This window comes from Shewanella sp. HL-SH8, from assembly GCF_051165765.1.
Lineage (GTDB): Bacteria > Pseudomonadota > Gammaproteobacteria > Enterobacterales > Shewanellaceae > Shewanella > Shewanella glacialimarina.
Genome location: NZ_CP195039.1, coordinates 4,170,268 through 4,194,554, shown reverse-complemented (window position 1 = coordinate 4,194,554; position 24,287 = coordinate 4,170,268). Strand labels below are relative to the sequence as shown.

The following is a 24,287-nucleotide window of genomic DNA, read 5'->3' as shown; positions in this document are numbered from 1 at the left end:
TTACAAACGCCAGCTCATTGTGGCGCTGTAATTAGCCGGTGCACCGTAAAATCCCTGTGCCCAATAAAGACTGGTAAGGTATTTTTCATCGGTAACATTGTTGGCATTAACAGTGAGGTCAAGGCTGTCGGTAAAGTGATATTTAGCCATTAAATCAACAATGGCATAGGCTTTTTGATGAGTCGTAATTTCTTGTCCTGCATTAATGACGTCAGCACCAACCACGCCTTGTGAGCGCTGTATATCATCTTGCCAACGCATATTAAGCCCAAATGTGAGCCCTTCAATTAAGGCTAAGTCATAGGTGGCGGCAAATTTAAATAACTTACTTGGAGTGTAAGCTGCAACTTGGTCATTACCTTTAATATCAAAGTCGGTATAACCAATACTTGCGTTTAATCCAGGGTAAATTTCGCCTGCAATATCCAGTTCAAAACCATTACTGCTAATGCCATCTGAGCCGATATAGCGGCGTTCTGTCGGAGGTAGCTGACTTGTACGAGGGTCTACCATAGCAAGATTGGTTTGTTGAATATCAAAATAGGCTAAGGTGGTAATCAGATTGCCATTGAATAGCTCACTTTTAAGGCCTACCTCTTGGCTTTCGCCGGTTACTGGGGCTAATGTGTTGTCATTAATATCTAATTCACGCTGTGCGGTGAATGTTTCGGTATAGCTGGCGTAGGCCAATAATTCAGGAATGAAGCGATAGGTCATGCCAAGGTAAGGAATAAATTGCGCATCTTCTACATCTTGAACATTACCGTATGATTCACCCGCGGCCTGCCAGTCGTTATAGCGGCCTCCAGCAATGACATAAAAATCTTCAAACAGATTAAACCGACCGGTAAAGTAAGCTGCTTTTTGGGTTGCGCTGACATCGCTGCCACGCAGATCGTCTTTAAAGGTGGGCTTTGGGGTGTTGCCGTCCCAGGTATTTAAATCTGGCATTGCAGGGAAGCCATTTCCCGTGCTGTAGTCGTATAGTGAGGTGTCTGTGTAGTCCATTTGGGCATAATTGATGCCTGTAACAATTTGATGCTCTCTACCAAATAGCGTGACATCACCATTGATATAGAGATCTGCTAGGTTATGATTTTCGTCTAAATCATATTCACTACCATAACCAGTTAACCCAAGTTCGGTTGTTTTGTTTGGTGTTCCAAAGACATAAAATAGCTCGGTATCTTCGTCGGTGACTTTGTGTGAGTAAGTCGCGCGTAAACGCCAGTTATCAGAAAAGTAATGGCTTAATTCAACTACAGTATTTTGCTTTTCAACTTGCCAGTTAGACCAATTGGCTGAAGTGTTGGTTGAACGGTCATAGTTTGTTGGACTGCCGTCAGTATAATAAAGTGGTAATGCGCCCCAGTTGTTACCTTTAGCGTCATTATCAATATAGCTGTGGCTGATAGACAGGCTGGTATCATCGGTAAATTTGGCGTCAATAAAGGCATAAAGTACCGTTTTATCAGTTTTATAGCGGTCTAAGTAGGAGTCTTTAGTTTGTTTGACTGCAACCACTCTGGCGGCAACAGTATCATTTAATTGAGCAGTGCCATCCACTTCTAAACGTAGGTTGTCCCAGCTGCCATAACTGGCTAGCATATTAAGTTGGTTATCATCTGTTGGGCGTTTACGAATAAAGTTAACCGTTGCAGATGGATTACCCACGCCTGTCATTAAGCCGTTTGCGCCACGTATGACTTCAACGCGATCATATATTGCGGTGTCTTCATCGGCATGGTTATTACCTGAGGTAAGCGGCAAGCCAACACCGTCGATTTGAAAATTAGTGACATCAAAGCCACGAGCCGTGTAATAGGTGCGGTCGGTTTCAATGCGTTCTACGTTAATGCCTGTTGCAGTATCGAGCGCAGAGTTAATGTCATTTAATTGAAAATCGCGCAGCTGTGCATCTGTTATCACCGATACTGATTGCGGTATGTCGCTGATGGCTAAATCAAGGCGTGATGCTCCACTGGCAGAATGGGCATTGTAGCCTTGAATATATCTTCCCTTCACCTCAATGGTTTCAACACCAGGGTCAAGTTGATCTACCGCTTCATTTTGGGTTTCATTTGAGGTTTCAGCATGAAGTGTGCTGATAGGGCTTAGTGCGAGAAGTATGGCGTATGACAGTGTTAATCGTTTCATTTTTTGATCATCTTGATAGCGAGCGAAGAAAACGCGGTTAATGCGCAGCGGTAATTTGCAGGCATAGTTTATATAAATAACACACTAATCTAAATAGAAATGATTACCATTTACATTGGTGGTGAATTGTAAAGAAAACCGAAGAGCGTTCGTTATTAGAAAACCGGAAATTGCAGATTCAGGATTGAATCCTGTAAAAATAAGGAGAGTTTTTTGGACTTATTGAGCAGTTTAAAAAACATTCTCATACTGAAAGTTTTTCTGTTCGACATTGTTTTTGGTGGGTTTTATCTAGGTTGTATTAGATTTATTCTGCTCTTAATAATGGAGGGTAAGCGTAGGCAATTGAATTTATGGTGAGTAAATATAATATTGTTAACTGATTTTGATTATTTAATGCTTTTTTTCGCCGCTATCATTCAAGCCTAAGAGTCTCAAACACGTATTTCCTTAATATCGGTTTTCCGGACACATCCCTTAAAATAAACAGCGCCAAACCGAAAGGCCGGGCGCTGTTTAGGGTGTTAATAGAGCAGCCAATTAACCTTATTAGGTAGTAAATTTAGCTGCTGCAGCCATCAGAATTTCTAGAGTTGATATAGCGAACATCTTTCGCAGTGTCATAATCAATAGGATCGAGTGTTCCATGCTTTTTGATGAATTGATAAAGCATATCGGCATCAACAAAGCCTGTGTCTCTCGCCTGTTCCTTCAACTTTGGATATTTGTTACCGCCCGCAGCATTATAGCTAGGGAGGGTAAATCGATAGTTATTTTCTAGCTTGAAGGGCTTGTCACCAATAGCACTGATATCAACATCCTTAGCTTTACAGTCAACGGTCATCTTGATGCCGCTGAAGTGAGCAAAGCCTCCAGAGCCTTGAGTCATAAGCGCAACCTTAGACAAATACTTTTTCAGTTCGACACCATTCATCTCAGTCACAGTGACACTGTTAGAAAAAGGCAGCACCTCAAGCACATCACGATAACGAATAGGCCCTTTCTTTATGGTGGTACGAATACCGCCGGAGTTCATGATGCCAAAATCTGCTGGCACAGAGAGCTGGGTCTGAGCATGGGCTATCATAATCCCTAGCGGTGTCGCTTGGTAACGAACAACCTTCCGATCTCCAATGAAATCGGCCTTTGCTACGCCAATCTCCTCTCGCAGTTTTACCTGACCATTGCGCTGATATGGACGCAGTAATTCGAGGGTTTCCGGATCTTTGGGGGTTAGCATAGAAGAATGCTGCATAAAACCATACTTGGTTTCAGTGTTCACTGGAACTAGCTCGTAGTTTGCCAGATGAAGCTGGCCACCGTAGTATTCAAAGTCAGCACGGCCAACATATTTGCCCCATTCGTAGGCTTGCATGATCCAAGTGCCATTTTGACGATCAGGCTTACAAGGCTCATCTCGAGCATATTTTTTTACGTACTCACCTGTGTCTCCTTCCATACAGACAGGCAACTGTGAATGACCGCCAATGATGGCTTGAATCTGCCCAGGTTCAAGACTGCGAGCCAGAGCTACATCACCGGGAGCATTACTGCCATGTCTACCATTTTCATAGTGACCCATGTGAGTCAGACCAAAGACCAGATCTGGTTGATGCTGTTCTCTAAGCTCTGCTAAAACCGCTTTCGCCTCAGCTTGAGCAGAAGTGAATTTTAGATTTTCAACATACTCTGGATTACCTATCTCTGCTGTCTGCTCGGTAGTTAAACCAACAACGGCTAACTTTAAGCCCTGAACTTCGAATAGCTTGTAGGGCTCAAAGTAGCGTTGCCATTCACCATCGACTTGGCGATAGATGTTGGCCGATAACCAAGGGAATTTTGACCAGCTCCTCTGCTTATCCATCACTGTTGATGGATTATCAAACTCATGGTTACCGGCGGCCATGGCGTCATAACCCAGGTGGTTCATGCCGATAAAATCTGGCTCGGCGTCTTGAAGATCAGACTCAGGAACGCCAGTATTGATGTCGCCACCGGAGAGCAGTAAAACCTGGCCTCCTTGTTCAATCACCTCTTTGCGGATCTGATCAAGAATGGTTTTGCGTGCTGCCATACCATACCCACCGTTTTCACTATGCCAAAAACGGCCATGGTGGTCATTGGTATGCAGGAGGGTGAAGCGCTTGCAGTCATCGCCTGCAGCGATACAGGCGACAGATGCCGTCACCTTAGGCGCTTTAGGAGCCTCTTCTAGCTTTTTCTTACCACAGCCACTCAATGTCAACGCAAGTGCGATAGCTGAGCAGGTAAGAAGTCGGCCAGAAGGAAGGAGTGAAGTATTCATAATAATCCTTCAATATTAAACAGATACACATTGCCACTAGCTTTATCATCGTGAGAGAAATGCGCCAAGATGAGATATAAGACAACGGCAGTACAGTTAAAAAAAAGCAGCAGCCAGAACGATACCGGTGCTGCTTTATAGGCTTAACTGATTATTAGCCTTGGCGGCAGCGCGCAACCACATTAGCGGCAGCAGCAGAGTCATAAAACCACCTAAGCTACCCGCACCCTCTGGCTTAGTCCAACCAGTATCTTCGGTGTTTATTACCTCAATACTAACAGACTTACTGAAGCTTTCTTCGTCAACAGTTGCCGTAAGCTCGAACACAAGAACTTGATCGATATTGACGCTAGGAGATGTGACATCCAGTGTCAGACCTGCAGCAGTAAACACTGCCGTGTCTCCAGATACCTGCTTCCAGCTGTATTGAGTCCCTTCTGGCGCATCCGTAACTGTCGCTGTGATAGTCGTTTTATCACCTTCGGTCACTTTAGTTGTTCCAGCAAACTCTACATTCAGAGTCAAAGGCACGTTCATCACGCTCAAGCTAACATCTTTGATTGTTTCTAAACTACCGTCGCTGATGGTCAAGGTGAAGTTCAATGTCTCATCGGCTTTAACCATTGGTGCAGTCAGAGACAAGATAGCCTCACTGCCAACAACAGTCTTCTCTTCACCAACAATCTGTTCCCACTTGTAAGTAAGGACAACACCTTCGCCAGCTTTGATTGCAGAGGCATCTATGGTGTAAGCAGCGCCTTCAGTGACACTATCAGGAGTAACGATATCGCCTTCGACTTCCAAAACAGGGTTTGGATCGTCACCACAGACTGCACCATACACTTCTTTTACTAACTCAGGGCGGTCAATGAAAGGGTTACGGTTACCTTGGTATTTGTATACCTGATTGTTACGATTCTGCTCGAAGGTATCAATAGCATCTAACTGATTCCATGCATACAGAGTACAAAGCGTACCGATCAGCGGAGCGCTATCCTCGTCTGCAGTTGTTAAACGATCGACTGCGACTAGATCTGGCATTTGAGTCGTAGCAGTATCCGTGCCTTGATAACGAGTATCCATGTACATGAGCATTCGGGCAACGTCGCCTTTCACCTCATCACGAGGCTCCCAGCAGTCTGTCGTTTTGTCTAGATAGTTACCCGTACCTACACCGTTGAATAGTACCTCTTCGCCTGTATCCTTACATGCACCAAAGTCATTGTTGCTTCGTGCAGAGTTAATACCAGGATCTGATGGACGTAGGTGATGTGCATCGGTATAACCCCATTGAGACTCGCTTGGGAAGCCATGACTCTTAGCCCAAACATGCTCACGGTTCCATTTACCCACACCGCTACCACTACCCAGATTGTCGTACTTTGATATAGAGCTACCTGTGTAGATCTCAATAACATTTTTATCGTTGGCAGGATCTTGATCTGCGTAGGTCAGCGTGCTCCATACCTGCTTGTAGGTCAGATACTTGTGATCTTTTGCTATGATGGCCGACAACGCATTCTTAAGTTCTTCTGCAGAGGTAAAATTACCACTCAGGACATCTGAGTAATAGATCTCAGCATTGAACGTCGTAGGATCGGCAACCGGAGTCAGCGTCTCACATCCCGTACAAGGACCAGTTTCAGGCTCTGGTACTGGCGGTGTTACTGAACCATCACAGATACCCTCACCAGCACAACCCAAGCCATCTGCGGTATCAACATCGAATACTGCCCACTGGTTGTTGGCACCTGGGAAATCTGCTTCGGCAACAGTATCACCAGCAGTGACACTGGCTTTACGGCGTAGAGTTTTATTCGCAGTGGAGAAATTAGCATCGTTTGGATCGGTCCAAGCAGACCCTGGGTCTTCGCCGCGTTTACCGAAGCGATCGATAACCACATCGTCTTTGGTTAATACTAAGGCATCATCACCGTTGAAGAAAGTGACGGTAGAAGCATTGCCGATTTTAAACGCATCTGCGGCCCCAGAATTATGGAATACCAGACTTTTTCCTGACGCTAAAGTGCCTGTTAAAGTCTCTGTATTACCTGGATCCGTACTACCATTACCAAACAGAGTTAGCTTGTAAACATTAGCATCTAGATCGATGGCGGTGCCACCAACGTTTGAAATCTCAATCGCTTTGTTGTTGCTACTGCCTTCGATGTATTCGGTTAGCAACAGTAAGCCTAGAGTTGCTTCAGAGCCACAAGCGCTTTCACCTGAGCAGCCAAGGCCATCAGCAGTGTCTGTATCAAACACTAGCCACTGATTGACAGCACCAGGGAAATCAGCCTCGGCCACGGTGTCACCGGAGGTAACGCTGGCTTTACGACGCAGTGTCTTATTTGCGGTGGAGAAATTTGCGTCGTTTGGATCAGTCCAAGCAGAGCCAGGGTCTTCGCCACGCTTACCGAAGCGATCGATAACCGCGTCGTCTTTGGTTAATACTAGTGCATCATCACCGTTGAAAAATGTTACGGTTGAAGCGTTGCCCACTTTAAAGGCATCAGCAGCACCAGAATTGTGGAAAACTAGGCTCTTTCCTGGCTGCAGAGTGCCAGTCAGCGTTTCAGTGTTACCTGGTGCTGATGCGTCAGCACCATTGCCAAATAGAGTCAGCTTATAAACGTTAGCATCCAAATCGATAGCACTGCTACCTAGATTGGATATTTCAATGGCTTTGTTGTTGCTGCTGCCTTCAATGTACTCAGTAATCAGTAAGTCAGCACTCGCCGCAGAAGAAAAAGCGCCCAGAACTATGGCAGTTGCGGTGGCAACTGCACTCATTTTAATTCTCATAATGTTATCTCTTTTGAATCTGTGATGGGAAGCGCACTGCTCGAAAGCAGGCGCTTCATTATCTAGTTGATCGCTTATTTGCGCAGACGACGGCGAATCGCTGCTAATCCGAACAGGGATAACAAGCTGATAAAGCCGGCGCTACCAGCTTTACCATCACCACCAGTGTTATCGGTTACTTCTTCGACAATGTCAGCAATCAAGGAGTCGCGACTAGATACCTTCGCTAGGAATGTTTGCTGAGACCCTTCTACAAGTTGGCCATTACGCATTAACTTTACAGTCACGTTGTAGATAGCTGATGGCGCACCGAAGACCTCGAAATTCACCAAAGCTGTTGCGTCATTAGAAAGGACCACATTAGGCAGCAGCAGTTGGGTCAAATCTAAACGCTGTTCATCATCATAAGGACTCATACTGATAGTTGCGATATCGCCCACTTGAGCAGAAATATCGGTAGGGATCTGGTAAGGGACCTTGATCAGCTTATTCAGTTTTGTCAGGTTCAGAGGCACGTCAGCATCCGCATCACCAGGCTTATAGCTAAGGCTAATGAGTGCAGGGTCGTGATCCGGCGCGCGATACATGTCCGCTTTGTAAAACTTATGCGCGCCAGTACCGTCGATACTACCTTTAAAGCTGTTTTGGTAGTCATACAAGCCAGTCTCTGCAGCGTTAACATGCCAGTCAGTGGCATCAATCACGCGATCTTTCAGCGAAGGCGAGATCAAAATGTGATCAAGCGATCCTATTTCGTCACTGAAAGAGTAACTCCAAGGCGTTTTGCCCTTCTCTTTAAACTTTTCACCGACAATATCGATATAGCCGTAAGTCTTAGTGATAGTGACTGGAGAGCCATCTTCGTTAAACTGAGGCTTAGGCCCAAGGAAAGTGTGGCTAGCAGTGACGATCGTCTTATTACGTGGGTTCTCGGTAAGAACCAGTACAGGATCTTCTTTACCATAGGCGTTCAAATCACCAAGGATGATCTTATCCCCAACCACATCTAGCATCTCTTCACCTAAGTGCACGGCACCGGCTACGCGGAACTCAGCACAAGACCCCTGATAATCTAGATCGGGTGCTTCACGGTTGTTCCAAGTTGTGGCATTGCCAAACTCAAGACCTTGCCATTCTTCCCAACAAGTAGAGCCTTTTGACTTAAGGTGATTTACAGCTAGCGTCAAGCGCTTGCCTGTTTGGTTAACGATAAAGGTTACCACCAAGGCATCGCGGTGGTAGTTTTGACCGTCTTCTAATATCTCTTGATTTTGATCTTTGATCACCTCACCTAAGTCGTTGACGATAGTAGGCGCTCTTTGCTGAGGCATTGGGATAACGCGAGTGCGCTCAATGCTCATCTTGCTTGGGCGATAGATGATACCTGTAGCAATGGCGTCAGAACCAATGGCGTCTAGATTATCCAGCATTTGATTGCCGTTGTTGTCAAAACCAACAAACACATAACGGTTTTCAGTAGAGGTAGGGCCATTGTAATCCTGGGCGCGCTCATCCACATACTGGATATTGACCTGGTTCACAATCTCTGCAATGGCACTGTCATTGCCAAAACCGTTGTTTTCAATCTCCATCAGGGCCATCACATCAGCATCCTGAGCACGAATAATTTCTACCAGCTTAGTTCTCTGGTGAATGTATTCATCGTAGGTATCAGCGCCTCGGCTCTGACCAAAGTTGTTATTGTCGCCACCGAAAGGAGAGTTAAAGAAGTTAAACAGGTTCTGACTGGCAACACGGATGGCAAACTCATCTTCTGCCACTGTGTCACTCAGGTCAGGTTTCTTAGTACGCGGTAGGTTGTGAATAAAGTTATCACTCGTCAACTGATTGGTTATGGTCAGGCTGTAGTCCTGGTCATACTTATCAGTGCCAGGGATCAGCTCGGTTTCATATTGACTGATCACACCCTGCGCATTAACGAGACTATCGTCGATACGAATATAGTTAGTGTGTGGGTCACTGTTAAAGCCTGCGTAATAAGGCAACTCGGTGCCGTTGGATTTAGGCGAACTTTCAATCACTAAACGATAGTCATTGTTCTGCTCATAAGCCGCTTTAGACTCTGGGCTTCCAGCAACATGCAAGTGGTTAGGCTGTAAATTAGGACGCTTATAAGCCGCCACCATGTTGTTACGACCGTTAGGAGTTGACAGGTAGTTGTAGCTGAAGCTGCGAGCAATACGCATATCTTGGTCGCCATCAGTCTGAGGATCCAGATCTGTAGGCAAGTTAACCAACATACCTTCATAGCGTTCTAGGGTCTTATCGAAAGAGCCGTTATCAGCGCTAATAACCTCAATATCTGTAGGCAGCGTTAGAATGTTAGTATCAGTCACGTTCCAGCTAAATGCCGTATCAGCTGACAGTTGCGTCTGGCCTTGGTATTCAGCTACTTTACTACCGACACAAACAGTCTGACCTACTTTTAGATCACCAGCAGCGCTAGAGCTAACAAAGATACCATCGGAAGTCTCAGAGTCGTTGTCAGAAACAAGATTGCGAAGATAGAAGCCTTCGTTAGGGATAGAAACCTTAACTGAGATGATCCCCTCTACGGCAACTTTTTCATCTGATTCAGTCTTACCTTCAGCAATTAAAGGCGAGGTAAAGCCTGTCCCCTGAACTTCGCTAGGAGACATGATTTCACTCTTATCCGTTGGACAAGTGAAAATATCCATGATGTCGGCAGCATCAGCAGCGGGCAGCTCTGATTTACCTAAATCATCAAATCTCATTGGTAATATGTTCTGCCACTTAGTCGCATCGAAGGTGCTTGATTGAGCGGGATTGTTGCCATCAGCGGCTTGCTTACGGCGTAAAGTGGTATTCGGTGCCCACTTGCTACCGTCATTCACTGCTCCAACACGATCAATAACGGTATCACCATTTTTCAGGAAAAAGCCGTCATTGCTGGTCATGAACAGGTTGTTATACCTGTTGCTGCTGTCATATGTAGAGACAACAACTGTGCCACCTTGAGTCGCAATAGCATTACGAAACTCTTCAGTCGATCGACTATTAACAATAACCATAGACGCGCCGGAGGCAAGCGTCTGACCACTCAACAGCGGCTTAGCATCAGCGTTGAGTAACTCGTTGTCATACTTGCCGTCAGAGCGTTGGAAAGCTGTAATATCATCAGTAAAAGTGAAGGCATCAGAGCCTGTATTAGTGATCTCAACCGCGCCAACATTGGCATCGGCACTTTGGGTCATTTCGGTGATCAGCAGGTCTTGAACGCCAGCGAAGGCGCCCATGCTGATGGTGCTGGCTATGGCCAGCGATAGGAAACTTTTTTTCATAGTAAACTCTATAAAAGTTGAATTCAATTCGGACTAGAAGTACATACGCGCATAAGCGTAGGCTGCTTCAGGGGCTTCGCCAACTCGGCCTTCTAGGGACAGCACGATGTCGCGGGCAGGACGATAGTTGAAACCTAAACTGGCCCACTGACGCTCTTTTCCGTACTCAGGTGGCAGTTCGGAGTAGTCGTAGTTAGGACCAATAAGATCCCAGCCCTCGTACTCTTCGTGGTTTACCGAGCTGATGATTTCCCAGTGTTGGTTCAGGTCGTACTTAGCACTTACCGTTACTCCCTGATTACGGAAGGTCTGATAATCTAGGTATACGTCACCGCTCTTACGTGTTGATAAGTCTTCATCTTCTACAAAACCATTTAAACCAATAGATAAATCTGGCATCAGTTTCAGGCGTGCACCGAAACCTATCTGTTGCTGCTCACCATATTTACTGATCCCGTTAGAGCCGCCGCGCGTTTCTAGGCCAACCACAACAGATAGCAGATCAGACATCCACCCCATGTATCCGTTAATGATGTCACCTTGTAGCGCACCACTCTTGTGTTCACCATCGTATGAGTAAGAAGTTCCGAAAATTAGATTTTCAAATTCAGCTTGATACTTAACTGTGTTCTCTTGGTCACCCGCTTCACCGGTTTCAACGGACTTGTTGAAGGTAAAATCACCAAAGTGGTCGTAATCGTCGAATGCTGTATCGGTCAAGCCGAGCTCGATCCACTGTTGTTCGGTGAAGGCATAGCCTACGTACATTTTGTCGATGGCCAATTCGAACTCACCGTCTCCGCCTAGCCAGTTACGGCGTTGGTAATCGAGCTCAAGACGATAGGTAAATTGTTGACGTTGCCCCGTTACGCCCATGGTGGCGAAGCTATCATCTACATAGCCCTTGGTATCATAGAACTCATTGTGGTTGTAATCTGCGTGAGTATCAAAATGCCCACCGACACCCACTTCGCCATATAAGCGAACATTGTCGCCTTGACTGTCACCTTCTAGCATTACAGCGCTTACTGAACCTGCACTAAACATAGTGACAATAGCGATTGCAATTATTGATTTGTTTAACATTGCTGTTACTTCCGATTAGTAATTTGTCAGCCTATATTTGAAGGCTAAACTCAAAATTAAAAATATTTATTTATTAATTCGTAAACTGCTAACGGCTCAGAGAGGTGGAGCATTCGATGGTGAAATCACCAATATCTTTGTGACATATTTCATATATCAACCCCGTTTTTATAATACTATTGTTAATTTTTATTAACCTGGGTTGCGATTGTTACAGAGTTTGATTACAAAAAAAAGAAGTTCCAGTCACATTTTTAAAACATAAGTATATGTCAAATATAGAAATTTTTAAGACGCTTGACCGCTGTAGAGAACAGTGGTTTGACTTGTGTTGTTTGGTTTCTAGGAAATCAGTCACTTAAGTGAGAACGTTGTGGTATGTGTTTTGTATAAAATGGTGTGAGAATAAAGGATGCTGTTTTTATAATTAACGAAATGTAGATCATTAATCTGTTACTAGGTACTAAAAATAGTCAGTAAACCTCACTTAACAGCTTTAAAAAGACTTTTATAAAGCAGAAAGCGGGTGCGAATGGCAACTTAACAAAAAGGATGACATTACGTCATCCTTTTTTATGATCTGAAACCTAAAAGCGAGTACTTAAGGACTGGCACTTAAAAGCTAGTCGATAAGATCGTACTGTTTTTTTAGAATGTCAATAATGTCAGCTTTCGGGTTAGATGATAAAGTGATTTTTTTACCGGTCACTTTTTCAGCTACACCAGTATAGGTTTCTGACACCAACATCATCGCCGCTAACGGTAAATCATTATCGCGAGCTAATGCTTCGCGCTCAGGCATTCTGTCTTTATTTAATAAAATGTCGGCATCGTCAAAATGGTTTAATAAAAACTGGCGGAAACCTTCTTTTGAGTTTTCGGCGATCTTGCCGTCACGATAAGCAGGACCGTCCCAAATGCGTGAAGAGTCAGGTGTACCGACTTCATCCATATAAATCAGTTTCGAGTGACCATCTTTATCAGTGACATAACCAAATTCAAACTTGGTATCAACAAAGACTTGATCTAATTTGGCTAGCGCATCTGAAATAACATTGAAGCCTTGCTTGAGTAGTTTTTCATATAAGTCGATATCTGAAGCTTGTTCAAAACCAAACGCTTGATAATTGGCTTCAATATCACTGCGGCTAATGTTGACATCATCTTGTGCAGGCACGCCTGGAATACCGGTTAAAATGCCTTTGGTCGACGGCGTGATTAATAGCTCAGGTAATTTTTGATCTTTGCTTAATCCTTCAGGTAGTGTGATGCCACAGAATTCACGCTCGCCTTTAGCGTAAGCACGCCACATAGAACCGGTAATGTACTGACGACAAATAGCTTCAACTTTAATCGGACGGGCTTTTTGCACAATCCACACAAATGGATGCGGGATATCCAGAATATGGCTGTCAGCTAAGCCATTTTCAGCAAATAGCTTAAACCAGTTATTTGAAATAGCGTTCAGTGCCGCGCCTTTACCTGGAATGCCTTGTAAATTGCCTTCACCATGAAAAATACAATCAAAGGCTGAAATTCGATCACTGATCACCATGATAGCAAGTGGGGTATTTTCAGGAACATCATAGCCTTTGTCTTTGATTAAACGACGACTATCAGCTTCAGTTAGCCAGTAAACACTGCGTACTTTACCGCTATGCACGGGTTTGTCTGTGCGGATAGGTAAATCGTTATTAACGGCTAAAACGGAATTGGCAAGACTCATAACGAGTATTCCTCTAGTTGAAGGTGTAAGGGCTATTTTTGATGGCGGCTATTTTACCCGTATTCCTCAGTTTTGCCACGTAAAAAGGCTAGGGTTAAATAGGCTTTTTTGATAACAGAACAATCATGGATATAATTTTGGCCGTAATAAGCAATATCGCCAGCAGACCGTAATATTAGCTGACAGGTATTCGCATATCAGGCAGTATTCAATTCTTTAACATAAAGAGTCAATAACGTGACCAATACCCAAGTCGATAACGCCGCCAAGTTAGGTCTGATTTTTGTTTCCATAGCGGTCTTTTTTTGGGGCATTTTACCCATAGCGTTGAAATTGTCAGGGCAGTTTATTGACCCCGTAACCTTGACCTGGTTTCGATTCGTCATGGCGTTTGTGGTGACATTTTTACTGCAATGGCACTTTGGTAAGCTGAAACAATTTAGTGTTTTAATCAGCAGCGACTGGCTCAAATTAAGCCTTGCCGGTATTTTGTTGATGTTCAATTATGTCTCGTTTGTTTACTCGCTCGACTATCTTGCCCCTGGCACAGCGCAACTGAATTTTCAAACCGCTCCCTTCTTTCTCGCTTTTGGCGGGGTGCTGTTGTTTAAAGAACGCTTAAATGCGATGCAGCTGAGTTGTTTTGCGGCGTTAGCTATTGGTATGTTGATGTTTTTTCATCCGAACTTAAATTTGGGCAATACTGACAATCATCAAATAGTCATCGGGGTGATGATTGTGCAATTTTCGGTATTGTCTTGGACCAGCTATGCCTTATTGCAAAAATCATTAGGCGGTAAATTATCACCCAGTAATGTGTTGCTGTTTATCTATGGGCTGGGCATTTTTGCTATGGCGCCGTTTAGTGACTTTAGTCATTTTGCATTAATGGATTCATCTAACTGGATGGTAGTTATTTTTTGCGGCGCCAATACCTTAATTGCCTACGGCTGTTTTGGTCAGGCGATGAAGTATTGGCCCACGGCTCAGGTTAGCGCCATGCTAGCCTTAACGCCGGTGCTGAGTTTCAGTTCAACGGCCTTAGTGGTCAGCTTAGGCTGGTGGAATGGGGTATTTAGCGCAGATAACCTAGATGCACTATCGCTAATGGGCATAGTGTTGATTATTTGTTCAGTGTTTGCGGTGCAAATATGGCCGCTGTATTTGAAGCGTAAGGCAGCTAAACGGCTTGTGAGCTAAGTTTGCTATTCTATTATGCCTGCATCAGCCTGAGTCCAGATAATAGTGACAGGGTATGATGCAGGTTTCTCATGCTCGCGCGAATGTCGTTCGATACAGTTTAAAACTTAGGTTTGTACTCAAACTCAGCTTGGGCTTTGCTGTCGGTAAAAATTTCAATAGCCTGTTTTTTGTTAAAAAAACGATTAACTAAGTTGTTCGGAAATGACTGAATATAGGCGTTAAAGTTAGCCACGTTTTGATTGAAAATTCTTACCGCCGCGCCTACATTGTCTTCTTGTTCGGTCACTTCATACATAAATTTAGCGAATGATTCAGACGCTCTTAATTCTGGATAAGCTTCAACTGCCACATGAATGCCTTTGATTAAAGCTTGTGATGCCTGATCGACCTTGTTTTGTAATTGGGTATCAATATTATTGTCTTGTAGCGCATTAATCCCTTGGCGCAGAGCAGTGATTTTAGGCAACAACTCTTTTTCATAATCCTGGTGTTGCTGCAGCACGCGATCCAATTCTGGCATGATGCGACCCCGTTGTCTTTCCTGGGTTAACACGTCAGCCCACCCCCGCTGTACCGCGTTGTGCTCTTTAATAATGCCATTATAAATACTGAAAACAGCAATGGCGACGACAACCAGAATAGCGATGATAATGAAAGACGATTGCATAATTTATCCTTAATATAATGGGTTAGCACTGTGTTTGATGATTTGATTCACAAAGCCAAAAATACGGTTTACGGTGAACAATGAGGTCTCATTGAGCAGTTCTTGTTTAAATTTTGTCGGTGAACTAATGTCATAATCCATGGGCGGATTAAGTAAATGAGTATTTTTTTGATTGATCAACACACTGCCATCATAGGCGAATTCAATGGTGAGATCATCGAGCTTATGGGCTAATTGTTCGCACGCAACTACCACAGCCGGTTCTAAAAACTTCGCTGCATTAAATTCAGAGTTTGTTTGCAGGTAAAACTTTTTCTCAAATTCCCGCGAGGCAGGCATAAAGTGTTGTTGCCAATGCTTAGGCAACTTGCTTTTGCTCATCACTAAATGGCTCGTGTTATTGATTGCGGGGAAAATCACTCCTTGGCGATAGTAGTGATCATAAACGGTGCGAGTGCGCGTTCTGCTTCCGCCTTTACCATCAGACTCTTGATAGGTTTCTGTTCTTCTATCGACATAGTGATGGTAAACCACAGAGGCACGAATTAATCCTAGTTCAGAGTTAAAATCGATTTCTTTTCCCCACTCAACATTTTGAGAATAATTACCTCGTTTAAAATCGACAAATTTATGTTCAGCTTTATTTAAAAATGTCGCTCCACAATCTGTCATATTGTAAAGATGCTTTAGGGCTTCATCTCTGAGTAAATTAGAGAGATCCTTTAGGCTTTTTTGACGCTTAAATACAGTAAAAATACTTGCTATGAGTGACAGTAAGCACAGAGCAAAGATAACAAAGTCACTGTGAGTATAACGATACAACTGACCTTGAGTCTCAAGGTGGAACCAATATCCTATGCTGACGATAATGGCGGCTAGTATGCCGAGATATAAGTGAGTGTTGCGGTATTTAAGTTGGTGTGGATACGCGATGGCTTTGTCTAAACATTCTGTGACAACCGCAATAGATTCTGAGTCAGACACCTTCGCCTGCAGTTTTTTAATAAACTGAGTCAGGGCTTTATTATTCATTCTTTTTTTATCTGATAGAGACTTAACTTCAGGGCTGAATGCTGACATAGGTAGAGTAGGTTGTTCTTTTTTAAGATAGTGTAGGTATATTACAAGGCAGAATTAATCTGTAAAGCGTTAACATTATGCGGGCAGTTACCTTTATATTTTATGAGATTGGCATAACCGAGAGTAAAACAAAAATGGAGCCGTTAGGCTCCATTTTTTATTCAGATAACTGAATGATTTACAGGTAATTAACCATTGTCACGTGGTTTACGTGGACGGCGTTCTGCACTAGCAGGACGGTCACCAGCTGGGCGGTCAGTACGTGGACGACGGTCGCCTGATGGGCGGTCACCACGTGGACGGCGAGGTGCAGCTGCACCACGGCCAGAATCAACGAAAACTTCATCACCGGCTTCGCGAATGTTAAGTGGACGACCACAAACACGCACTTTTCTTAAGTGAGTTAACACGTCTTTTGGCATGCCATCTGGTAAATCAACGGTAGTCACTTGATCATATAACTGGATTTGACCAATATAGCGGCTGTCGATGTTAGCTTCGTTAGCAATTGCGCCAACAATATTACCCACGCCTACACCATTTTCACGACCCACATCAATTACATAGCGGTTCATTTTCACGTCTGGATTATCTTTTAATCCTTCAGGTTGACCAAATGTAGTTGGTGTTGATGGACGGTTGCTGCGCTCACTGCGTTCACGACGAGGGCGATCGCCACCATCACGAGAACCACGGTCATTACGGTCATTACGGTCACTACGTTCATCACGTGAATCACGTTGACGCTCTTGGATCGGCGGTAATTGAAGTGGACGCTCTTGCTGCACTTGCTGTAATAACGCCGCGGCTAATAAATCGGTATCGATTTCTAGCTGAGTACATAATTCTGCAACGGCATTTTTCATGAAATCTAAGTCACCGTTTAAGGTTTCTTGAATTTGCTCACCTAAACGAGATAAACGGCGCTCTGCAACCGATTCTGGTGTAGGAATTTTCATTGGTGCAATACGGCTGTTTGTTGCACGTTCAATTGTGCGAAGCATACGCATTTCACGGCTTGTCACAAACAAAATTGCCATACCTGTACGACCCGCACGGCCAGTACGGCCAATACGGTGAACATAAGCTTCTGTATCATATGGGATATCGTAGTTAACTACGTGTCCAATACGTTCAACGTCAAGACCACGGGCCGCAACGTCAGTCGCAATTAGAATATCTAACTTGCCACTTTTTAACTGTTCGACAGCACGTTCACGTGCTTGTTGGTTCATATCACCATGTAATGGTGATGAAGCATAACCACGTGCTTCTAATTTTTCTGCTAACTCAACACAGCTATTACGGGTACGGACGAAAATGATCACACCTTCAGTGTTTTCAACTTCTAATACGCGTACTAATGCTTCTAGTTTATTGTGTTGTGATACTTGAACATAGCTTTGCTCAATTGACTCAACCGTTGCTTGACTAGACGCGATGCTGATATTTACTGGGTTGGTTAAGTGCTTGCTGGCAACACGCTTAATTTGCTCAGGCATAGTGGCTGAGAATAATGCAAGTTGGCTGTTAGCTGGCTTATGCTCTAATACCCATTCGATATCATCGATAAAGCCCATTTTTAACATTTCATCAGCTTCATCAAGCACTAATGCTTTTAATGAATCTAACTTTAATGTGCCACGACGCATGTGATCCATTACACGACCAGGTGTACCTACAATCACTTGTGGTCCACGCTTAAGGGCGCTTAATTGCTGATGCATACTTTGACCGCCGTAAATAGGCAGTACGTGGAAGCCTTTCATATGTTTAGCATAACTACCAAATGCTTCTGCTACCTGAACGGCTAGCTCACGAGTCGGTGCTAATACTAATATTTGAGGGGCGTTTAGATTGATATCTACTTTGTTAAGCAGTGGTAATGCAAAAGCACCTGTTTTACCAGTACCAGTTTGCGCTTGACCGATAATATCTTGTCCTGCCATAAGCGGGTCGATACTAGCTGCTTGAATGGGTGTTGGGTTCTCATAACCTAATTCGTCTAGAGCACGCAACAAGTTCTCAGACAGGCCGAGTTCGCGGAAAGTTCTTTCATTGGATGACATTGGGTTGTAGCCTTGTGGATGTGCACGAAATTCGGATGCTCGTGCTGAGTTTCACAGACAGAAAATCAACCCCGTGTCGATTTCCCGCGCCGAAAGGGCGATATTATAGCAACCATTTTGCGGTTTGACTATATAAAATATAATAAATAATTCAATGTGGCCTGATTATTGCCTTATTTAAACTTAATTTTTGGGTTATTTTTCTTTTAACTGCATGTTAGTTTGTGTAATAAAGCTAAAGGCCATTTCCGTTACGCTGGTTAGGAAGTCGATATTTAGCGTGTCTATAGTGTCATCAACCGTATGGTATTTGCTGTGCGGTGGTACGCCAAAATATATCCAGGGAATACCGGCTTTATGAAAAGGGTAGTGGTCGGAAGCTTTTAGCCAGTTCATGCGCTTTATACCCGCGGTGTTAAATTTAGAATAACTTAGTCGAATACACATTTGATGCTGTTGACTTAGCCAAGCTTGTGTCTGGCTAAAGTGGCTGAAGTTTTGCTCGCCTTCTATATAGATTGCCCGCGGTCTTGAAGGGTGGCCAATCATGTCTAAGTTCATTGCAAGTTCAACCTCCATATCTGGTGTTGCCATCATCTGTTCAACTAACCCATAGCTACCATATAGTCCTTGCTCTTCAGCGTCCGTGGCAACCAACATGAGATTAATATCTTTTAAGCCGGTTAATTGCCATTGTTTTGCCATAGCCAGCAAGCCTGCTACACCAGAAGCGTTGTCGTCAGCACCATGAAAAATACGCTTACCCTGTTGGCCTAAATGATCATAGTGGGCGGTAATCACTCGCCAGCGGTTTGATGGCACGCGGCTTGGAATTATGCCTATCATATTAACCCCTTGCAGTTGGCTAAATTGGTATTGATAGTTAAAAGTGACTTTAAAGGATTGCTGCCAAGGGATTAAACCAATGTCAGTAAAACGTTGAGCCAGGTAGTTTTGTGACAAAACAGCCCCTTGTGTACCGGTTTTACGGCCGCTAAATTCTATGGCGGTAAGCGTGCGGATATCTTCAATAATTTGGGACTGGTTGGCCCATTGATGTTGCGGCGTCAAATTACAATTTATTGAAGCGGTATTGGCGCAGCCTGTTAGCATGATTAACAATGCGATACACATTAAGTGAGGGATTAATTTAGGGCGTGTGAGGATACTGATATTTACTCGTAAAAGGCGGGTATTTCCCTTTAGCGGAAAGGCAGATTGAAGCGTGCTTGTCATCTGGTGCTCTCCGTAAAGGGAATGAATCGACTGTGATTATTTTTTAGTGCTTTTTTTAGCTTTGCTTACTTTATTAGTCGCTGCGCGCTGCTTATGTAATGCCAGCATTGGCTTTAAAAACCGTGCCGTGTGGGATGTTGGGTGCTCGGCCACATCTTCAGGGCTGCCTGCGACTAAAATCGTCCCGCCTCCGGAGCCGCCTTCTGGGCCTAAATCGATAATCCAATCCGCTGTTTGAATCACATCTAAGTTATGTTCAATCACCACAATAGTATTGCCGTGGGATTTAAGGCGGTGTAATACATCTAATAGTAGTTGAATATCAGCAAAATGAAGCCCAGTTGTTGGCTCGTCCAAAATGTATAAGGTTTTGCCTGTGTCGCGTTTTGACAGTTCTTTAGCCAGTTTGACACGCTGCGCTTCACCGCCAGATAGAGTTGTCGCACTTTGCCCTAAGCAAATATACGACAAACCGACATCCATCAGTGTTTGTAATTTGCGGGCAATTGCAGGAATTGCATCAAAAAACACGCGGGCTTCTTCAATCGTCATTTGCAGGACTTCGTGAATGTTTTTGCCTTTGTATTTTACTTCTAAGGTTTCACGGTTATAACGCTTGGCTTTACAGGCATCACAAGGCACATATACATCGGGTAAAAAGTGCATTTCGACTTTAATTAAGCCATCACCCTGGCACGCTTCACAGCGACCGCCTTTGACGTTAAACGAGAAACGACCCACCAGATAACCTCGGGTGCGGGACTCTTGAGTCGCAGCAAATATCTCCCGTATTGGGGTAAAAATACCCGTATAGGTAGCAGGGTTTGATCGGGGCGTTCGGCCAATTGGGCTTTGATCAATATCGACAACTTTATCGCAATGCTCCATGCCTTTAATTTCTTTATAAGGCGCTGGCTCATCTACCGTAGCGCCATTGAGCATGCGATGGGCAATCTTGAAGAAAGTATCATTAATTAGGGTCGATTTACCTGAACCCGATACACCAGTTACGCAGGTTAATAGGCCGACTGGAATGGTTAAGTCGACATTTTGCAGGTTATTGCCTGTTGCGCCAAAGAGTTCGATGACTTTACTTGGGTCGATAGGAGTGCGCTGGTCACTAATGTGAATTTGTTTTTTGCCTGACAGATACTGACCTGTAACAGATTCAGCACAATTAAGAATATCGTTTAAGGTGCCCTCTGCAATAATCTCCCCGCCATGAACCCCTGCGCCAGGGCCAATATCAATCACATGGTCAGCCATACGTATCGCGTCTTCATCGTGCTCTACCACAATGACGGTATTACCTAGATCACGCAGGTGCATTAAGGTATGCAATAGACGTTCATTGTCACGTTGATGCAAGCCGATTGAGGGTTCATCGAGCACATACATTACCCCGACTAATCCTGCACCAATTTGACTGGCAAGACGAATACGCTGCGCTTCACCGCCTGATAAGGTGTCAGCCGAACGGGATAAGCTTAAATAATTAAGACCGACATTAACCAAGAAGCCTAAACGTTCACCAATTTCTTTCAAAATTTTGTCAGCAATTTGTGCCCGCTGGCCATCAAAGGTTAATTCAGCAAAATAGCTTTTTGCTTCGCCAATTGACCAGGTGGTCAATTGTGGCAAGTTGAGATCGCCAATAAACACATTGCGGGCTTCTTCACGTAAGCGTGAGCCACCACAGCTATTACAAGGCTGCATATTGATGAATTTAGATAATTCTTCACGTACCGAGTTACTTTCAGTTTCGCGGTAGCGGCGATCCATATTATTGAGAATGCCCTCAAAGGGGTGATTACGCACCACAACATCGCCACGATCGTTTATGTATTTAAAGGCAATGCTTTGTTTACCTGAACCGTATAGCACCAGCTTTTTGATTTTGTCATTGAGCTGTTCAAAAGGGGCTTCAACATCAAATTTGTAGTGTTCAGCTAATGAACTAAGCATTTGAAAGTAATAAAAGTTACGGCGATCCCAACCGCGAATTGCGCCGCCTGCTAAAGATAATTCACTATTGGTGATCACTCTTTCTGGGTCAAAAAACTGTTGCACCCCTAAACCATCACAGGTTTGACAAGCACCCGCCGGGTTATTGAATGAAAAAATACGCGGCTCAAGTTCGGTCATCGAATAGCCACAATGGGTACAGGCAAAGTTGGCTGAAAAAATCAGTTCTTCAGTCTTGTCATCTTCCATTGAGACAATTTTAGCAATACCACCGGACAGCTCTAATGTGGTTTCAAATGATTCAGCTAAACGTTGTTTTAAGTCTGGGCGCACTTTGAAACGGTCAACCACCACTTCAATAGTATGCTTTACGTGTAAATCAAGCGTTGGTGGGTCGGTTAAATCGCAAACTTCACCGTCAATTCGGGCGCGGATATAACCTTGGGCAGCTAAGCTTTCTAATAATTTTACGTGCTCACCTTTGCGATCATTAATCACAGGAGCTAAAAGCATTTGACGGCTGTCTTCTGGTAATGCGAGTACCTTATCGACCATTTGGCTGACGGTTTGTGCTGCTAAAGGTTGCGCATGTGTGGGGCAACGTGGTTCACCCACACGGGCAAATAATAGTCGCAAGTAATCGTAAATTTCGGTCACTGTGCCAACCGTTGAACGTGGGTTGTGCGAGGTCGATTTTTGCTCAATCGAAATTGCTGGGCTTAATCCTTCGATATGATCAACATCAGGTTTTTCCATTAAACTTAAAAATTGGCGCGCATAGGAGGATAAAGACTCGACATAGCGGCGCTGGCCTTCTGCATACAAAGTATCGAAGGCTAATGACGATTTTCCTGAACCAGATAATCCTGTGATAACAATTAGCTTATCTCTCGGGATGGTTAAATTGATGTTTTTAAGGTTATGGGTTCGGGCACCGCGGATTTCAATATTGTCCATTTACTCGCTCTATGTTCGCTATGGGGCAAAATGGGTTTTAGTATCGCACATTAAGCACAAGCTGTAAGGGGCTGTTAATCTTTCTAGGTGATTTACCTTAAAAGTTCAACAAACACAGATTATTTATCATAGTGATATGTCGTCTTGGCTAGTACGAATAGAACCCAAAAATAGATTAGTGATATTTTAAATTCAGCTTTAACTCTCAAACTGTGATTTCCTTTTGAGCATGTGATTCAGGCTATGGTAATATGCGCGATTCGTAGAATTGCTAAAAAGGTATTTGAATGGCCAGTAATGGGCTGTCGGGCATGGAAAAAAAGGTCGCGTTTTCGTTAGCCAGTGTATTTGGTTTACGGATGATGGGGCTATTTATGATCATGCCGGTATTTGCGTTATATGGGCAACACCTTGAAGGATTCTCTCCACTTTGGGTGGGTATTGCCATAGGTGCCTATGGACTTACCCAGGCTATGTTGCAAATTCCGATGGGTATACTGTCTGATAAGTATGGCCGCAAACCGATAATTATGGCTGGGTTAGTGGTATTTGCCATTGGCAGTTTAATTGCCGCATCATCTGATCATATTTATGGTGTAGTATTTGGTCGCGCTGTTCAGGGAATGGGCGCAATTGCGGCAGCTGTTTTAGCACTAGCGGCTGACTTAACCCGTGATGAGCAACGTACCAAAGTGATGGCCGTTATTGGTATGTGTATTGGTTTTTCATTCGCGCTTTCTCTTTTGCTTGGCCCTTTAGTGGCACAACATCTCGGCTTAACTGGTATATTTCTACTGACGGCAGTGTTAGCCGTTGTTGGTATTGTGATAGTGCAATTTTTGGTACCAAACCCTATTAGTCAAGCCCCTAAAGGCGATACTTTAGCAGCACCCGCCAAACTCAAAAAAATGCTGCTAGACCCGCAGTTGTTTCGCCTAGATGCAGGTATTTTTATTTTGCATTTAGTATTAACTGCGGTGTTTGTTGCATTACCATTAGATTTGGTCGATGCCGGTTTAGTTAAAGAAAAACATTGGATGTTATATTTCCCCGCGTTTATTGGCGCATTCTTTTTGATGGTGCCATTGATTATCATAGGCGTGAAGAAAAATAACACCAAAACCATGTTTCAAATTTCGCTATTACTGATGATGATATCTTTAGGAACCATGGGTGTTTTTGCTGATAATTTATGGGTATTAAGTGGAGCAGTGGTATTATTTTTCACTGGCTTTAACTACCTTGAGGCTTCATTACCTAGTTTGATTGCTAAGTTTTGCCCTGTGGGTGATAAAGGCTCGGCAATGGGAGTGTATTCTACTAGCCAGTTTTTAGGGGCATTTTGTGGTGGTATGCTGGGTGGCGGAGCCTATCAATTAGTTGGTGCATCAGGGGTGTTTTTTGTAGCGCTTGGGCTAATGACACTTTGGCTATGTTTGACTTTTGGTATGGCAAAACCCGTACTGCTCAAAAGCTATACCCTTGAAGCGAATATAAAAGATAGACCCCATGCCCAAACAATGGCCGCACAGTTGTCAAATTTGACCGGTGTAGCCGAAGCCATAGTGGTACTTGAGGACAAAGTCGCCTATTTAAAGGTGAATGACGATTTCAATTTAAGCGAAGCCAGAGCTGTGTTAGGCTCTGTCAATTAGATCATTTTGATCAACCGAATACGTATATAGAAAAGATAATCGCAGGAGATTTC

The 24,287-nt window shown here is 43.9% G+C and carries 13 protein-coding genes; 2 read left to right on the top strand and 11 right to left on the bottom strand.

Features of this window, described 5'->3' with window-relative positions; genetic code table 11:
- The 6 genes from ACRWQN_RS18530 to ACRWQN_RS18505 all read right to left on the bottom strand — a co-directional run bounded on the left by ACRWQN_RS18530 (position 1) and on the right by ACRWQN_RS18505 (position 13,402).
- Positions 1 to 2,157 carry a TonB-dependent siderophore receptor gene (locus tag ACRWQN_RS18530; RefSeq protein ID WP_434939289.1) on the bottom strand — a complete coding sequence of 719 codons (2,157 nt, stop codon included), beginning with the start codon at positions 2,155 to 2,157 and terminating at the stop codon, positions 1 to 3.
- 562 nt (positions 2,158 to 2,719) lie between these two features.
- Complete coding sequence (ushA, locus tag ACRWQN_RS18525; protein ID WP_434939288.1) at positions 2,720 to 4,462, bottom strand: bifunctional UDP-sugar hydrolase/5'-nucleotidase UshA; 1,743 nt, start codon at positions 4,460 to 4,462, stop codon at positions 2,720 to 2,722.
- Between the two features lie 135 nt (positions 4,463 to 4,597).
- Positions 4,598 to 7,267 carry an endonuclease gene (locus ACRWQN_RS18520; RefSeq protein ID WP_434939287.1) on the bottom strand — a complete coding sequence of 890 codons (2,670 nt, stop codon included), beginning with the start codon at positions 7,265 to 7,267 and terminating at the stop codon, positions 4,598 to 4,600.
- A gap of 74 nt (positions 7,268 to 7,341) precedes the next feature.
- On the bottom strand, positions 7,342 to 10,590 hold the full coding sequence (locus tag ACRWQN_RS18515) for an ExeM/NucH family extracellular endonuclease (protein ID WP_434939286.1): 3,249 nt from the start codon (positions 10,588 to 10,590) through the stop codon (positions 7,342 to 7,344).
- 33 nt (positions 10,591 to 10,623) lie between these two features.
- The gene (locus tag ACRWQN_RS18510; RefSeq protein WP_434927327.1) at positions 10,624 to 11,676 is read right to left on the bottom strand and encodes a porin; all 1,053 of its coding nucleotides are present in this window, start codon (positions 11,674 to 11,676) and stop codon (positions 10,624 to 10,626) included.
- A 622-nt stretch (positions 11,677 to 12,298) separates the two neighbouring features.
- Positions 12,299 to 13,402 carry a phosphoribosylaminoimidazolesuccinocarboxamide synthase gene (locus tag ACRWQN_RS18505; RefSeq protein ID WP_434939285.1) on the bottom strand — a complete coding sequence of 368 codons (1,104 nt, stop codon included), beginning with the start codon at positions 13,400 to 13,402 and terminating at the stop codon, positions 12,299 to 12,301.
- Between the two features lie 237 nt (positions 13,403 to 13,639).
- Between ACRWQN_RS18505 and ACRWQN_RS18500 the strand changes: the two genes are divergently transcribed.
- Positions 13,640 to 14,602, top strand: coding sequence for a DMT family transporter (locus ACRWQN_RS18500; RefSeq protein ID WP_434939284.1), 963 nt, complete (start codon positions 13,640 to 13,642; stop codon positions 14,600 to 14,602).
- A 100-nt stretch (positions 14,603 to 14,702) separates the two neighbouring features.
- Here ACRWQN_RS18500 and ACRWQN_RS18495 read toward each other — a convergent pair whose 3' ends face one another.
- The 5 genes from ACRWQN_RS18495 to uvrA all read right to left on the bottom strand — a co-directional run bounded on the left by ACRWQN_RS18495 (position 14,703) and on the right by uvrA (position 22,579).
- Positions 14,703 to 15,272: a LemA family protein gene (locus ACRWQN_RS18495; protein ID WP_434939283.1), complete on the bottom strand. Its 570-nt coding sequence runs from the start codon at positions 15,270 to 15,272 to the stop codon at positions 14,703 to 14,705.
- 9 nt (positions 15,273 to 15,281) lie between these two features.
- The gene (locus ACRWQN_RS18490) at positions 15,282 to 16,304 is read right to left on the bottom strand and encodes a hypothetical protein (protein WP_434939282.1); all 1,023 of its coding nucleotides are present in this window, start codon (positions 16,302 to 16,304) and stop codon (positions 15,282 to 15,284) included.
- 236 nt (positions 16,305 to 16,540) lie between these two features.
- The gene (locus tag ACRWQN_RS18485; RefSeq protein WP_434939281.1) at positions 16,541 to 18,421 is read right to left on the bottom strand and encodes a DEAD/DEAH box helicase; all 1,881 of its coding nucleotides are present in this window, start codon (positions 18,419 to 18,421) and stop codon (positions 16,541 to 16,543) included.
- A 195-nt stretch (positions 18,422 to 18,616) separates the two neighbouring features.
- Positions 18,617 to 19,657 carry a M20/M25/M40 family metallo-hydrolase gene (locus ACRWQN_RS18480; protein WP_434939280.1) on the bottom strand — a complete coding sequence of 347 codons (1,041 nt, stop codon included), beginning with the start codon at positions 19,655 to 19,657 and terminating at the stop codon, positions 18,617 to 18,619.
- A 36-nt stretch (positions 19,658 to 19,693) separates the two neighbouring features.
- The gene (uvrA, locus tag ACRWQN_RS18475) at positions 19,694 to 22,579 is read right to left on the bottom strand and encodes an excinuclease ABC subunit UvrA (protein WP_434939279.1); all 2,886 of its coding nucleotides are present in this window, start codon (positions 22,577 to 22,579) and stop codon (positions 19,694 to 19,696) included.
- Between the two features lie 287 nt (positions 22,580 to 22,866).
- Between uvrA and ACRWQN_RS18470 the strand changes: the two genes are divergently transcribed.
- Positions 22,867 to 24,234 carry an MFS transporter gene (locus tag ACRWQN_RS18470; protein ID WP_434939278.1) on the top strand — a complete coding sequence of 456 codons (1,368 nt, stop codon included), beginning with the start codon at positions 22,867 to 22,869 and terminating at the stop codon, positions 24,232 to 24,234.
- Positions 24,235 to 24,287: the final 53 nt, after the last annotated feature.